The following is a 13,385-nucleotide window of genomic DNA, read 5'->3' as shown; positions in this document are numbered from 1 at the left end:
TATGATTACAACAGAATTCAGACAGAAAGTAAAGGATGCCATTCTAAAGCATCGTGAAAATTATCAGGGCATGTCAGATGCTCAGTTTGCCAAAACACTCAATCTAAATTCATCCGTTTATAGTAGGTTAAAAAGCGGTGAAACTGAAAAAATAGCAGCTGATACCTTTTGGATTGAGCAAGGCAGGAAACTTAATGTTTCGGTTTATCAAAAAGATTGGAAAATTGCCCGTACAAGTGTTTATGCAGAAATTGAGGAAAATATCACTTTTTGTAAATCAAAGAAAAAAGCCATTATTCTTATTGATGAATGTGGCATTGGTAAAACCTTTTGCGCAAAGCATGTTATAAAAAACTTACCAAATGCTTTTTATTTCGATTGCTCGCAAGCATCAACACCAACCCTTTTTATAAGGCGATTAGCTCAAACGCTCGGTGTTGACAGCACAGGCAGGTTGAGTGATGTAAAGGAAAATCTCAAATATTACATTAACCTCCTTAACCTTCCTTTCATACTCCTTGATGATGCCGGGTATTTAGACCCAAAAGTCTTTGTGATAATCATTGAGCTGTGGAACGGAACAGAAGACCGTTGCGGATGGATGATGATTGGCGATGATAGCTTACAGGCAAAATTTCAGAGTGGTCTTGACACTAAGAAAACAGGTTATAAAGCTCTTTTCAGTCGCTTTTCTGATGAGTTTGTACACTGTGTGCCACTAATAAAAGACGAAAGAACCAAATACATGCAGCAGTTGATTGGTGATGTAGCGACTGTAAACCTTAATAATCAGGCTAAAGTTAAAAAGGTGGTTAATCTATGCATGGGTAAAGGAAAAACCCTGAGACACCTTGAAACCCTTATACAGTTGGACGAAAGCGTATGAGTAGAGCCTTAACTGTAAAAAACCTTTACCAAAAGAAATTTGAAACATTTGAATTTGACGGCCCCTGGAAAGAAGTATTTGGCAATCCAAGCAGATCAGGAATATGGCTCATATATGGTAAAGAAAAAAATGGTAAGACGTGGGGCACACTCCTTTTGGCTGATTATCTCAGCAAGTTTGAAAGGGTTTTATATGTGAGCGCTGAGGAAGGTGCGGATATGGAGTTTCAGAGAGCCTGCCAACGGGCTAAAATCGACAAAAGCAGTAACATGCTAATCATAGAGTACGAGCCGATTGAAAGCCTTTATAAACGCCTTAAAACGCGTAAAGCTCCGAAGATTGTTGTTTTAGACAACCTCACAATGTACAACGATGAGCTGAAGGCATCAGGAATCAAAAAATTAAAACAAGACTTTCCTGATACTCTTTTCATCTGTGTTGCCCATGAAGAAAGAAACAAACCTTATACAGCTGCTGCAACAATGGCAAGTAAACTGGCAAAGGTGATAATACGAGTACAGGGTCTTTGCCTTATTGTGGGTGGTCGTGTACCGGGTGGTAATTTAAATATTGATGAAGAAAAAGCACAGCTATATCATGGAACAAAAAAATAAGCTTATGAAACCAATCCACGAAATTTTAGGAATCACCAAAGATCAGCATAACAAATATATGCTTGATCTATGGAAAAATTGGGCTGAAAGCAATGCAGGAACTACAAGGCAGTGGCAAAAGATTTTAGGTAGTTCTGCAATTAACCGATGGTTTTTAAATGAACTGTCAATTATTGAAACCACTTTCCGAAACAAGGTGCAACGATTTGAAGGGTCTAATACTGTTACAGTTGTTGACCATAGAAAATGCTTTAACGGCCTTGTAACAGAACTATTCCAACACTTCCCAAAACCATTATTAGACGAGATCAGCAAAGACCACTTTGGAGCTGTAGAAATGAAGTATGGAGAAGTAACAATTTTCACATCCTTAAACCTTAACTGATATGACAAAAGCTGAAATAGAAAACAAGATTAAAGATGTCGATGTATGGCTTGGTAATAACCCAAACCATTACGATTACGCCGTTAACTGGCGACAAAAACAAGATTACGAAAGAATGATTAAAAACAAAGAATATGATGAACCAACCCGAGCAAATTAGAGAAGAGATACTGAACGAGCTTGACCAGTTAATGCTCATCCTGCAATACAGTAGTGAGAAAACGGCAATGCTCAGCACAGGTGAACGTATTATGATAAATCAGGAGCGCGCTGCATTATTTAGAGCATTGGCAGGTGAGACAATCGGCTTTTTACAAACCCCTGAGATAGAGCAAAAGAAAAACAGCATTTTAAAATTAATAAACCGTTCCAATTGGAAACCCAAAGAGATAGTATATGAATAATAAAAACACTTTTTGCAAAATATTCATTGTTGGTGATTACCAGGTACTACATAGAATAACAATGAATCCCACCACAAATACCACTACCTACGATGTGATAACATCAACAATGATGGAAGGATTTGAGGCTGTAATTAAAGTTACCGGCTTGGATGAGACAGAAAAAGCTTATGAACGCTTTGAGAGATTAGATCAGGAAGGTGCAAATGCCTTAATAGAATGGGCGAAAGCCTTACTAATGCCCGACCATAATGAAAATGATAATAACCCTGAAAAAAAGTAAAACGATGGAAGCTATAAACACAGACGACCTAACAATTGAACAAATGGAGGCAGCTCTTGAAAAAAAGAGAAAAGCATTAAAACAGAAACAACAAGCCGAAAAACAAGCTTACGAAAATGATACCAACGAAAAGGTTGAGGCAATTATCACAACTGCAAAAACGATGTTTACAGAGCTTTCTGAGTTCAAACAGTACTGTCATATCGAAATGGATAAAAAAGCCCTGTCGCTTGCACAGTATGGCGGTATACGGAGCAATAGCAAAGGAGGCTTTACCATTACCAATAAAGCGGGTGATATGCGTGTAACACGCCGTAGAGATACTGAACCTGTTTGGGATGAACGTGCAACAAAAGCAATTGAACTTATAAAAGATTTTCTTTCTGATACAATCAAAAAGCGCGATATGAAACTTTATGAGATTTTAATGGGCTTCCTTGAAAGGAACGAAAAGGGCGATCTCGAATACAACCGCGTAATGGACTTGTATAAGCATGAAGATAAATTTGATGATGAGCGCTGGAAAGAAGGTTTAAGGCTAATAAAAGAAAGCTATGGAAGCCACTTAAAAGGGTATGGTTACGAGTTCAAAATTAAAGATAGTGAAGGTAAATGGCAGGGTGTATTGTTAAATTTTTCAAGCCTGTAATTATGAGCGTAGCAATTGTATATAAAGAGGATGGTCTATACACAATCAATGGTATATCGGTGTATTTAGATGGTAATGGTAATTGGATTGCTATGGATGAGCTTACAGCCTTTGAACGTAAGTCTTTCGATGAGTATAGAAGGGCTAATAATTTGAGTTAGGTTGATTGGTTGGTTATCCCTGTTGGCGGAGTGGTTACGCAGCAGCTCTGGGGGGAGCTGTTTACACGGGTTCGAACCCCGTACAGGGAGCTAATTATAAAAATCAAGTTTATGAACGAACAGCAACTTATCGAATTATGGGGGGAGGATTTATACAATGTGTTTGCAGACCACATTGATGAAAATGGGTGGTTAACTTCTGAATGGCAAAACATTATTGAAGCCGAAATAAAACGCTTTGATGAAGATTTTAATGACAACCCACTTTACAAGGACACTTATGGCAGGATGTACAATGTAGATTTTGAAGAAAGTGAAGACGGTACCCTTATAAGACCAAAACAATAAACAAACCGTAACGGCAATGCTCTCAGGTTCGAGCCCTGAGACGGTGCAAATTTAAAAACAGACATTATGAATACAGCAGATTACACACCAAAGTATAAAGCCTTCAAATTTAACAATCAGTCAGAATTTGACATTTGGTTAGAGAAAACAACCGCTTATGTAGTTGAATTCTTTGATGATGGTCAAGACCTTTTAAAAATCTATGTAGCCGAAAATAACGAGATAATACATTCTGAATATTTCGGTTCAGCTCACCTCTACAATGGAGCCTTTATAGTTGAAAACCCTGTAGAGTTTCACGGTTTAAAAATTTATAATCCGAATTATCAAGCAGACCCGTATTATTTAAAATTTACGATTAGCAATATTAGTAAGAAAAAGGAAAACGAACCTTTTAAATAAGCATAATGGAAACTCTATTTATACCTGCTAACAAAAAGCAAAAGCAGCTCATTCATGTTAACATTCCCAAAGATGTAAAAGAGGAATGGGTACAATGGGCTACTAACGATATAAAAAAAATAAGCTGTAACGATCTTTCTTTTGACCAGGCTAATAAGATACTGGAACAAAACAAAATTAAGCCTGTAAAGCTTGATTACCGCGCTCATTTTGACAAAGACAATGCGAGGCACCGATATGTACTAAGCCTTTGCATACAATACGGTTGGTCGAAGCGTGGCAGGGTTGCTACTCATGCCGATCTCGACAAACTGAACGAATGGATGCATAGCACTCTATGCCCAGTGCAAAAGCCATTAAAGGATATGAACAAAGAGGACCTCGACAAATTCATTGGCGCTTTGGAATCCATGACAACAAAACGATGGTCAAAACCTAAAAAATCTAAGTTATGATACTATATAAAAACCCTTTAGAATGGGAGTTTATTGTGCTTGTAATATTACTCCTTCTATCCTTTTTATTCGCAATGTGGATGGCCTATATATTCGGCAGGTTCGTAGAGCGCAACTATACCGCAAAACCTAAAGAGGATATCAAGCTCGCCAGTTTACCCGAATGTCAGCGGAGATGTGACCCTAACCAGTGTGATACCTGGTGCAAAGCAAAAGAACGATTTTCAAGAGATCATTAATTATGGATAAACTACCAATAAACACACCCGATGCATATAAGGATTGCGCCCACAAAAGAACTTATATGCGAGTTGTCCAGTCAGTTGCTACATGCGAGACTACAGTATTGAGTTGTTTGGATTGTTGCACTGACCTCTCAGAACCTAAAACCGATTGCGCATGAAATTAGATGTATTTTATGATTTTATAAGTGTACGAGGCTATCAAATAATAATATATCACTACTCAGCCCTCGATTTGTTAAAAGCACTTATTGAAGCCAACGGCAACACTTTACTAACTAATAAGATACTTATTTATCAATGTGTAACAATAAATTCCAACCCTGTTACAGATGAACAATTAGATAAAATTACCGCCTCAGACTTGACTGATATAATGGAAGCCATTGGAAGGCAAACAACAAAAATGAAAATCCCATGAAAATAGAGCTTGAACTAACGCCCTCGCAATTTGTTTACCTGTCTGCACTTTTACACGCTTTTTGTGAATCTAACAAATATAACTTTCACATGTTTAGCAGACAGGAAAAGGCAAAGTACACCATATCACAAGCTATGGCAGATAGACTTTATAATCGATCTCGCGGACTAATGCGACACCCGACACCAATTATTACAAAAAAAGGTAAGCCAAAACTTCATAAGCTCACATTAATATACCATGAGGCGCAAACTGCATCGATTTTTATGTGCGAAGCTAAGGACAAAGAGACTGACGATTTTTGTAGGGCACTAGCAAATAACATTTATTCACAATTAGATCAAAAATTATAATGAGAAATGGAACAATACACCACTTACCGCGTAAAAGGCAAAGAGATCGGACTTACATTCCTGTTTAAATACACTTTAAACGGTGATTTAAACGGGTTTGAAGTTGCCGAGGGGGTTCTTGAAGATAAGCAAATGAGTTGGCTGTTTTCGCCCCGTTTCCCTGCTACAGAAAGCCTCATAAAAGCCAACTGGATTAACAACACTGATATATGCTCCAAATTTGATATATCCGTTAAACCCGCTGATATTTCTTTTAATGCAATGTGGACAATCTTTGAATACAAAGTTGGAAAACTGGAAGCTGAAAAGGAGTATAAAAAAATGAAAGAAGCAGAAATAATTGAATGTATGATAGCAATACCAGGTTATTTAAAACATATTCGAGAAAACTCCATAGCTCAAATTCATCTTTGCAGATATATCAGTAAAAAGCGATATCAGGACGAGTTGCCAGTATCGCATAAAGGAAAAAATGAAAATCAAGTATTAAAAAATTTAGCATACAAAAAAACAGAAAAATAGATATGAGCATTAAAAAATCAGATAATCAGTATAATGTACTTAGCCTGTTGCAGCAACAGGCCAATATAAATGACGAAGATATTACAGCAGCCGATTTTTTTGCAGGTGGCGGCGGTGTGAGTGATGCTCTTTATGATATGCCAGGTGTTAGCCTTCAATGGATATTAAACCATGATAAAATTGCAATTAAAACTAACAGCTTTCATCATCCCGGTATAAAAACATATTGGTCTGATATTTATGTACAAGATGAGCATGAGCTTGACCCTGTTGACTTGGTTTGGGCATCAATAGAATGCACACAGCATAGCAAAGCAAAAGGTGGCAGGGATAAAGAGCTTGGTTCTTATACTATGGGTTGGGAGCTTGAACGATACATTAAGTATCTTATGCCTCTTGTCATCGGCATAGAGAATGTCCCTGAGTTCAAAAAGTGGTCACCAGTTTGTGAAAATGGTAAACCGCGACCTGATCAGGTTGGTGCTGAATTTGAGCGATGGAAAAACGCAATTTGCTCTTTAGGTTATAATTATGTTGATGACATTCGCAATGCTGCTGATGACGGATTGCCAACTCGTAGGGTTCGATATTTCGCATTTTTTTATCGTGATGGTATAAATGTTAGTTTTCCTGAGTTCACTCACTCTAAGACAGGAAAAGATGGTAAAAAGAAATGGCAAGCTTGTGCTGAGCATATAGATTTATCAAATGAAGGGGTCAGTATTTTTGGAAGGCAGTTTAATGAATCATTGCCTGCACATTTAAGGAAAAGTCTTTCACCTAACACGCAGCGCCGTATTGCCGGTGGCATAAAAAAATATGCTCCTGAACTCAACCAATTTATATGCAATTTTTACGGTGGGAAAGATACTCATAAACGTTCCCAAAGTATTGAAGAGCCATTAAATACGGTGCGCACTACAGCCAGTCAACATCAACTTGTAACCTTAAAAGAAAAGCTGCAGTTTATACAAGACCATTGCCATACGGATAACTTTAACACTCCAAATGAGCCACTAAACCCACAACTAACAAGGCAAACAAAGCAATTAGTACAATTTATTTGTCAGTACTATGGTACTGATCAACAACAGAATATTACTGACCCGCTTAATACTGTAACCACTAAAGACAGGCATCAATTGGACACAATCATAATGAATGAAAAAATACAGTTTATTGCCCATCACTTCAATAGTAATGGTAATCCTGGCAGTCAAAATCAATCCCTTGAAGTCCCTTTGAATGCTGTTTTAACAACAAATAAGGCTTCTTTAATTTCTATCCTCGAAGGTTTTGATATAAAGACCAGGTTCTTAAACCGTGAAGAGCTCGCAGCGTGTATGACATTCAAAAGAGATTATTTCAGTAAACCGGGTTTAAAACTATCCAATAAAGATGCTATTAGAATGATAGGCAATGCTGTACCTCCTGAATGGGCGCGTCTTATTATTGAGCCTATAATACCCGAAATAAAAGCATATAAACAACGACAAAAAACTGCATAATGAAGCCAACACACAATTGCGATTGCAATGTTTGCCTTGAAAGTGACATTGATGACATCTGCGAGTTCTGTGGTGGCTTTATAGAATAATAACAATAATAAGACAAAATTTATGTCAGTAGAAATTACAACAAGCAGCTATTGGGGCGGTATGCCCGCGATGGATTATGCAATACACATCAATGGAATCAGAATTCAACTTAAAACAGTGGATTTCCAAAACCTTTTAACCGCAATGTCGGATAGGCTTGCAGAAGACTATGAAAAGGTTTTAAAAGTCAAAAAACAACATGACAATAACATTGATAAATTGAAAGAACTGAGAAAAGATTTAATAAAACTTTTCTATGAAGGCGATACAGAGGATATGTATGAGCTTTTCATTAGAAGGGATATTAAAGATATTGACGATAATAAGTTAAGCGAAGTATTAGAAAAGCACAGTAAATTTTTAGGATTCGAATAATATGACACTACCATTTAGCACACAAATAAACGGAAAGCCTACCTATTTTATGGAAAAAATAGCCACTTCATTAAAAGAAGTTTATGGCGAATGGTTACCGAGGAAATATCAACATGAATCCTTTGACGTGGCTTATGCCTCAGATGCAAAGCCAAAGCATCATACAATTAGGGAAGATTTAAAAAACAGATGGAAAGTAGGTATGTTTATTCACTTTGTAATAAATAACAGAACGCCAAATCGTTTCCAGTTTGCTCCTTCAGTATTTCAATGCAAAAGCATACAGGAAATTGAAATTTTACACCTTAACAAAATTCAACAGGCTATAATGGTTGATGGTAGATACCTTACAGTTTTCGAGATGGAAAACCTTGCAGAGAATGATGGTTTTGATTGTATAGGCGATTTCTTTACCTATTTCAATAAAGACTTTAAAGGCAAAATTATTCACTGGACTGATCTAAAATATTAATTATGAGTACATCACTTTTTACAGATAATAACGCAGGTGCAGAGTTTTCACAATGTGGCAACTACAGGTATAGATTATGGCGCGTGTGGGATGAATCAAAACCTAAAGTACTTTTTATTATGCTCAATCCATCACAGGCGGATGATATGCGTAATGACCCTACAATAAGGCGTTGTATTGGATTTGCTAAACTTTGGGGTTACGGCGGTTTGATGGTTGGTAATATTTTTCCATATATTTCAACTGAACCCAAAGCTTTAAAATATGTTGAGGACTTCCATAATGACCTTAATTTGATACATATTTCTAATATGGCAAATCAATGCAGTATTATTGTATATGCCTATGGTAATGCTCCGATTGAAGTAAAACACATTCCTTTGGATGGGTGGCCTAACAGACATCATTTAGGATTGACCGCTTCAGGTAACCCAAAACACCCTTTATATTTAAAGAGGCTTACCGTTCCAGTACCCTATTAAAAAAAGCCCCTCAATTATGCAGGGGCTTTTTTTATTCCATTTCTTTAATCTTTTCATCAATGCGGTTTATGTATTCCAGTAAATCCCTGCCAAAATAATGAGGTTTTTCAAAGTCATTATATGTTTCAGCTCTTACAATGGGGTCATCTGAATTTATCAACAGTTCAAAGGTCTCATTGTCTTTTTTAATATGTGAAAATGTCCTATAGATTATATTTTCAACATTCCTGTCAGCATTGTTTCGGATTTGTTTATTTTTTCCACCCTTTGCTTTGTCGTACTCATCAGAAAATTCAGAACGGTAGTCGCTTAATGTTTTTTTTAGTTTTTGCCAATCGTCTTTTGTCATTATGGTATGGTTTTGGTTAGTTGAGCTAAAATAGTAATTTTAAATATACTGAGTGATAATGACTGAAAACGAAATTAAGCTCGCTGAACGCATTTTTTACCATGTAATAAAGGCAAATATCAATCCGGTACAGAAGTATGACCCTATAGACGAATTCAGACCTTTAATGATGATTGCCAAAGGTCTTGTATATAAGGATGATAATTATTGCAGCGAGATTTATGTAAACTTACATTCGCTTTCAGACTGGCAAAAAAAGATCTTCCTGAAAAGAAGCGGAAAGGAGTTGCCCGGCAGATGTTATATAGAAGAATATCCGGACAAAAAAATTGTAAGAATAGGGTTTAAATAAATGAATAAATGACTATTTTAAATATTATGTTAAATCATTATATTTGCCCTATGCCACAGGACCTTACTACTAAACAATCACGAATCGAAAAGCGGAATGAGAAGATAAGGAAACGTTTTGATTACCTTACCTCTAAAAAACATTTTAGCTTGGAATATACTTTGGAGTTGTTATCTGATGAGTTTATGCCACTTGCAGAAACAACACTTTGGCTTATTATTTCAGAAACCGGCTATTATAAAAAAAAGCAAGCATGAAAAACCTTATTATCCTTTTACTTTGTTTTAACGCCTTTGGGCAAACCACTTATGAAGATGTAGATATTGATGCAGCAGCAGGCAATCAATATGAAACTCTTTTGACCAATGTGGAATATGGCAATAACGATTCTGCTATACAGGCATATTTACAAAAAATAGGCATGGCTGATTGTGGTGCAAAATTTTCAAAAGATACTCCTACAGAATGGCAATATAAGTTTCAGAAAAAGATTGTGTCAGGAGTTGAACAACAGGGCTATGTTAATGTGAAATTCACAAAAAAGAAAATTGCAAAATACGATCTGCCAATGACTACCAAAGTCGAGATAACCGGCGACCCGCAAAAAGTGATTCAATTCTTTTGTGGCTTTTGGAGCACATCATTAAATTTTGCTGATGTGAAATTTGGCGAGGTGGTTAGTTCACGTTTTCTTTCGGACGTTGCTACACTTACATTCCCTGACAGTAAAACAGCAAAAATTACCGTTGTTACTGCCAAAGATAGAATATAGCTTATTTCATAGGTATTACAAAAGGCGGGCTTTCTTCAATTTGCTGAGGAAAGCCCTCTTTGTTTATATACTCCACTTTAAGCTCAGGATCAGTAAGTATAAAGTTCTTTTGTGACCAGGCGCTATCATCTATTATATTGCACTCATATTCCATAACAGTAACAATCAAATTTCCGTGGTCCTCGTCATCCTCATCGGTTAACCTGTTTAAACCACTAAAATAAGTTCCTGAAAGACCTTGTAATGCCGTGTGCACTTTCTCATTGATCTCGAAAAAATCAAGTGCTGCATCCTGATTGAAAGAACCCTCAAAAGCATCGGCATAATTCTCAACTACAATCCTGACCCTTATAATACCTTTTCCCTGTTGGTTACCTGCCGAAAGGCTCTCATATTCAAATCGGCCATAGCTTATAAATACAGCAGGTCGGGGAAATACAAAATTATTCACGTTGTCAAGCTGTCCCCTGTATTTGTCCACAAATTCAAGGCCGTCAACGTTCGTTTTAAGATAAGTACTTATCTCTTTATATGTGTGCTTTTTTACGCTCATCCTAAGCTTCTTTTAAGTTCTTTTACAATTAACCTGTCAATGGTAACCACAATTGCCTTACTATCTCCAATAAACTGCCTTTTCGGTATATCAATGTGTGTTTTTTTTGTCAGGGCAAGACCTTTATAATATTCATTACCGGTCTGTTTAAACATTGCCCAAAAATACCGTCTCATCTTTGGCGTTATTGGAATCCTGCCCCCATCATTTTGCAATTGTGCATATTTGATGTCATTGCCTATACCTACAATAACTTTGTTCCTGGACACCTGAAGCTTTTTTAAGCCTCTTTTTAACCTTCCGCTTTTGGTCAGGATTTTACGCCCCCTGTCGCGTGGGTTCTTTAATGGCTTCCATTTTTGAAAAGGTTGGTCAACGAAGCCCTCACGGTCAAAGTTTCGCTTAAAAAAGTTGACTGCTGTTATTGCAATCTGTTGCGGAATCCTTGCCCTGAAAGCTTCGTATTTCCTCCTGAGCTTATCCAGTTCTACAGCATTGTTGTTATGCATCTGCTCTCAATTCTAAATCTGCAATGATCTCGTTAAAGATATTTTGCATTTGTTTTTTGATTTCTGCCGGGTCGGTACCCATGCCACTGGTTACAATTTTAAGCTCCTTAACGAATGAACCAATATTGAATACTGTATGTTTCTCAGTTCTGCCACCTCCTGACGGTACCGATGTTGAAAAGGCAGCAGGTGCTTTTTTGGTCTTGTCAAGTGTAGCATCACCATTACCAAGCAATTTATCATTTGCCTTAATGCCTTTTGGCTCTTTGCCTTTAAGGACATTTTGCTCAGCTTCTGCAACACCTTTATTGTAGGCTTCCCCGGCATTCTTACCAACTTTTCTAAGGTCATTTATCAGTGCCTTTTTACTGTCAACCCCTACGAGGTCTTTAGCAGCTTCTTTACCTGCTTCCCATGCTCCTTTCCAATCTCCTTTAAAGAATAGCATTATTGCCTTTCCTATCCCTGCAACACCCGATAACAGCTCTTTAAATCGCGTAATGACATAATCCTTGATCGCTGTTGCAAAACCCTTGATAGCCTCCCATGCTGCTTTAACCGCACCCCTGAAAGCTCCAATCTTATCATAAGCAACTTTAATAATACCGATCAATGCAACAATGACCATTATGGTAGCTCCTAAAGGGTTAGCCGCCATTGCTAAATTCCAAGCCCATTGTGCAACTGTTATCGCTGCAATCCATGGTAAAAGAGGTGCGACCCATTCAAGCAGCTGCCCGACACCCGAAGCGAATACCTCCACGATCACAGCGGCAATATTAAGCGTTTCGGTCAAGGTGCTTGATGCCGATTTCAATGTGCCAAAGGCGGCAAATATTGCCATGATACCATCCCATAAAGGGCTTAATGCCGAAAGTACACTTAAGAATGCATCTTTTACAGGCAATAAATAAGGCAGTGCATCCGATAAGGATTTCATCAGATCACCAATAAATGCCATACCTTTTTTTAGTTCTGTCCCAAACGTTTCGCCCAAAGTCTTTTTGAAAGTAAGCAGGGCATTGTTTTGCTTATTAATGGATGACTGCATACTATTAGTTGCAGCACCTAAACCGCCCTGAAAAGTATTCTGAAGTTCTTTAGCAAATTTTGGGAGAAAGTCCTCAGCATAGATTTTACCCTCTTCAAGCATCTTGTTAAAGACGGGGCCAGTCATTCCCATAGCCTTTTGAGCAATCCTGAGCGCACCGGGCAATCGTTCGCCTAATTGTTGCCTGAGCTCTTCCGCTGAAACCTTGCCTTTACTAGCCATTTGTGATAAGGCAAGGAAAGCACCCTCAGCCTGTTCGCCTGTCAGTCCCATAACGGATGCAGCAGTTGACACCGCTTTGAATATATCGCGAACGCCCTGACCTTCTAAAGCTGTACCCATTAAGGCACCCGTAAGAGTTGAAAAGCCCTTATAGGATGCCTGCATATCAAGGTTTAAAGTCTTGATAGTGCCATTCAGGAATGAGAGGTTTTTCTGCCCCTCAACACCGGATGCGAACCGTATGGAATTTTCCATACCTTCCAGTTTAGCGGTGGTGTTTGTTACTTCAGAAGTAAAGCTCACGAGTGCTGCAACCGATAGAGCTGCAACGATACCCCTGCCTAATGACTTGATGGAATCATTCGTTTTGTTAACCTGAGCATCCAAACCGCGCGTATCTTCACGCGCCTTTCGCATCCCCATGCCAAAACTTTTATCCATCAGGTCAAGGACATATTTTAAACCTGATGATGTCATAAGTATTTGATTTATAAAATAATTTGTATATTTGCAATGGTCATCTAA

Annotated in this window: 25 protein-coding genes and 1 pseudogene; 22 read left to right on the top strand and 4 right to left on the bottom strand. The window is 37.7% G+C overall.

What is annotated here, in order from left to right:
• Position 1: 1 nt before the first annotated feature.
• From EPI11_RS00255 to EPI11_RS00180, 19 genes and pseudogenes are all read left to right on the top strand, one after another.
• Positions 2 to 886 carry an ATP-binding protein gene (locus EPI11_RS00255; protein WP_128387952.1) on the top strand — a complete coding sequence of 295 codons (885 nt, stop codon included), beginning with the start codon at positions 2 to 4 and terminating at the stop codon, positions 884 to 886.
• Positions 883 to 1,500 (top strand): P-loop NTPase family protein, encoded by a 618-nt coding sequence (locus EPI11_RS00250; protein ID WP_128387951.1) that lies wholly within the window; start codon positions 883 to 885, stop codon positions 1,498 to 1,500. The genes EPI11_RS00255 and EPI11_RS00250 overlap by 4 nt, the downstream gene beginning before the upstream one ends.
• Before the next feature lie 4 nt (positions 1,501 to 1,504).
• On the top strand, positions 1,505 to 1,885 hold the full coding sequence (locus tag EPI11_RS00245; RefSeq protein ID WP_128387950.1) for a hypothetical protein: 381 nt from the start codon (positions 1,505 to 1,507) through the stop codon (positions 1,883 to 1,885).
• 1 nt (position 1,886) lies between these two features.
• Complete coding sequence (locus tag EPI11_RS18900) at positions 1,887 to 2,045, top strand: hypothetical protein (RefSeq protein WP_164879088.1); 159 nt, start codon at positions 1,887 to 1,889, stop codon at positions 2,043 to 2,045.
• Complete coding sequence (locus tag EPI11_RS00240; RefSeq protein WP_128387949.1) at positions 2,020 to 2,289, top strand: hypothetical protein; 270 nt, start codon at positions 2,020 to 2,022, stop codon at positions 2,287 to 2,289. Before EPI11_RS18900 ends, EPI11_RS00240 begins: the two co-directional genes overlap by 26 nt.
• A gap of 61 nt (positions 2,290 to 2,350) precedes the next feature.
• A complete protein-coding gene (locus tag EPI11_RS00235) occupies positions 2,351 to 2,572 on the top strand; it encodes a hypothetical protein (RefSeq protein WP_128387948.1) in 222 nt (73 codons plus the stop codon).
• 4 nt (positions 2,573 to 2,576) lie between these two features.
• Entirely contained in the window at positions 2,577 to 3,221 is a 645-nt protein-coding gene (locus EPI11_RS00230) for a DUF3164 family protein (RefSeq protein ID WP_164879087.1), read from the top strand.
• Between the two features lie 2 nt (positions 3,222 to 3,223).
• A complete protein-coding gene (locus EPI11_RS18895; protein WP_164879086.1) occupies positions 3,224 to 3,382 on the top strand; it encodes a hypothetical protein in 159 nt (52 codons plus the stop codon).
• Positions 3,383 to 3,398: 16 nt separating this feature from the next.
• A pseudogene (locus tag EPI11_RS18890) lies at positions 3,399 to 3,472 on the top strand.
• 21 nt (positions 3,473 to 3,493) lie between these two features.
• A complete protein-coding gene (locus EPI11_RS00225; protein WP_128387946.1) occupies positions 3,494 to 3,730 on the top strand; it encodes a hypothetical protein in 237 nt (78 codons plus the stop codon).
• Positions 3,731 to 3,796: 66 nt separating this feature from the next.
• Positions 3,797 to 4,132, top strand: coding sequence for a hypothetical protein (locus EPI11_RS00220; RefSeq protein ID WP_128387945.1), 336 nt, complete (start codon positions 3,797 to 3,799; stop codon positions 4,130 to 4,132).
• 5 nt (positions 4,133 to 4,137) lie between these two features.
• On the top strand, positions 4,138 to 4,587 hold the full coding sequence (locus tag EPI11_RS00215; protein ID WP_128387944.1) for a hypothetical protein: 450 nt from the start codon (positions 4,138 to 4,140) through the stop codon (positions 4,585 to 4,587).
• A gap of 399 nt (positions 4,588 to 4,986) precedes the next feature.
• Positions 4,987 to 5,250 (top strand): hypothetical protein, encoded by a 264-nt coding sequence (locus tag EPI11_RS00210; RefSeq protein WP_128387943.1) that lies wholly within the window; start codon positions 4,987 to 4,989, stop codon positions 5,248 to 5,250.
• Positions 5,247 to 5,603 carry a hypothetical protein gene (locus EPI11_RS00205; protein WP_128387942.1) on the top strand — a complete coding sequence of 119 codons (357 nt, stop codon included), beginning with the start codon at positions 5,247 to 5,249 and terminating at the stop codon, positions 5,601 to 5,603. The genes EPI11_RS00210 and EPI11_RS00205 overlap by 4 nt, the downstream gene beginning before the upstream one ends.
• A 6-nt stretch (positions 5,604 to 5,609) precedes the next feature.
• On the top strand, positions 5,610 to 6,125 hold the full coding sequence (locus EPI11_RS00200) for a hypothetical protein (protein ID WP_128387941.1): 516 nt from the start codon (positions 5,610 to 5,612) through the stop codon (positions 6,123 to 6,125).
• Positions 6,126 to 6,127: 2 nt separating this feature from the next.
• Positions 6,128 to 7,633, top strand: coding sequence for a DNA cytosine methyltransferase (locus EPI11_RS00195; RefSeq protein WP_128387940.1), 1,506 nt, complete (start codon positions 6,128 to 6,130; stop codon positions 7,631 to 7,633).
• Positions 7,634 to 7,744: 111 nt separating this feature from the next.
• Positions 7,745 to 8,098 (top strand): hypothetical protein, encoded by a 354-nt coding sequence (locus tag EPI11_RS00190; RefSeq protein ID WP_128387939.1) that lies wholly within the window; start codon positions 7,745 to 7,747, stop codon positions 8,096 to 8,098.
• Position 8,099: 1 nt separating this feature from the next.
• On the top strand, positions 8,100 to 8,570 hold the full coding sequence (locus EPI11_RS00185) for a hypothetical protein (protein ID WP_128387938.1): 471 nt from the start codon (positions 8,100 to 8,102) through the stop codon (positions 8,568 to 8,570).
• Between the two features lie 2 nt (positions 8,571 to 8,572).
• Positions 8,573 to 9,052: a DUF1643 domain-containing protein gene (locus tag EPI11_RS00180; protein ID WP_128387937.1), complete on the top strand. Its 480-nt coding sequence runs from the start codon at positions 8,573 to 8,575 to the stop codon at positions 9,050 to 9,052.
• A gap of 31 nt (positions 9,053 to 9,083) precedes the next feature.
• On the opposite strand, the gene EPI11_RS00175 is transcribed toward EPI11_RS00180, so the two are convergent.
• Positions 9,084 to 9,401, bottom strand: a complete 318-nt coding sequence (locus tag EPI11_RS00175) for a hypothetical protein (RefSeq protein WP_128387936.1) — start codon at positions 9,399 to 9,401, stop codon at positions 9,084 to 9,086.
• Between the two features lie 58 nt (positions 9,402 to 9,459).
• Here EPI11_RS00175 and EPI11_RS00170 point away from each other — a divergent pair, with 58 nt between their 5' ends.
• From EPI11_RS00170 to EPI11_RS00160, 3 genes are read left to right on the top strand one after another with little or no spacing between them, the layout of a single operon-like run.
• The gene (locus tag EPI11_RS00170) at positions 9,460 to 9,753 is read left to right on the top strand and encodes a hypothetical protein (RefSeq protein WP_128387935.1); all 294 of its coding nucleotides are present in this window, start codon (positions 9,460 to 9,462) and stop codon (positions 9,751 to 9,753) included.
• An 8-nt stretch (positions 9,754 to 9,761) separates the two neighbouring features.
• Positions 9,762 to 10,010: a hypothetical protein gene (locus EPI11_RS00165; protein WP_128387934.1), complete on the top strand. Its 249-nt coding sequence runs from the start codon at positions 9,762 to 9,764 to the stop codon at positions 10,008 to 10,010.
• On the top strand, positions 10,007 to 10,525 hold the full coding sequence (locus tag EPI11_RS00160) for a hypothetical protein (protein WP_128387933.1): 519 nt from the start codon (positions 10,007 to 10,009) through the stop codon (positions 10,523 to 10,525). Before EPI11_RS00165 ends, EPI11_RS00160 begins: the two co-directional genes overlap by 4 nt.
• Before the next feature lies 1 nt (position 10,526).
• On the opposite strand, the gene EPI11_RS00155 is transcribed toward EPI11_RS00160, so the two are convergent.
• From EPI11_RS00155 to EPI11_RS00145, 3 genes are read right to left on the bottom strand one after another with little or no spacing between them, the layout of a single operon-like run.
• Complete coding sequence (locus EPI11_RS00155; RefSeq protein WP_128387932.1) at positions 10,527 to 11,078, bottom strand: hypothetical protein; 552 nt, start codon at positions 11,076 to 11,078, stop codon at positions 10,527 to 10,529.
• Complete coding sequence (locus EPI11_RS00150) at positions 11,075 to 11,587, bottom strand: phage virion morphogenesis protein (RefSeq protein ID WP_128387931.1); 513 nt, start codon at positions 11,585 to 11,587, stop codon at positions 11,075 to 11,077. Before EPI11_RS00150 ends, EPI11_RS00155 begins: the two co-directional genes overlap by 4 nt.
• A complete protein-coding gene (locus tag EPI11_RS00145) occupies positions 11,580 to 13,337 on the bottom strand; it encodes a tape measure protein (RefSeq protein ID WP_128387930.1) in 1,758 nt (585 codons plus the stop codon). The genes EPI11_RS00150 and EPI11_RS00145 overlap by 8 nt, the downstream gene beginning before the upstream one ends.
• Positions 13,338 to 13,385 lie beyond the last annotated feature (48 nt).

The organism is Flavobacterium cerinum, assembly GCF_004028155.1.
In the GTDB taxonomy this organism is placed as follows: Bacteria; Bacteroidota; Bacteroidia; order Flavobacteriales; family Flavobacteriaceae; genus Flavobacterium; species Flavobacterium cerinum.
This window is presented reverse-complemented; position numbering and strand designations above follow the sequence as displayed.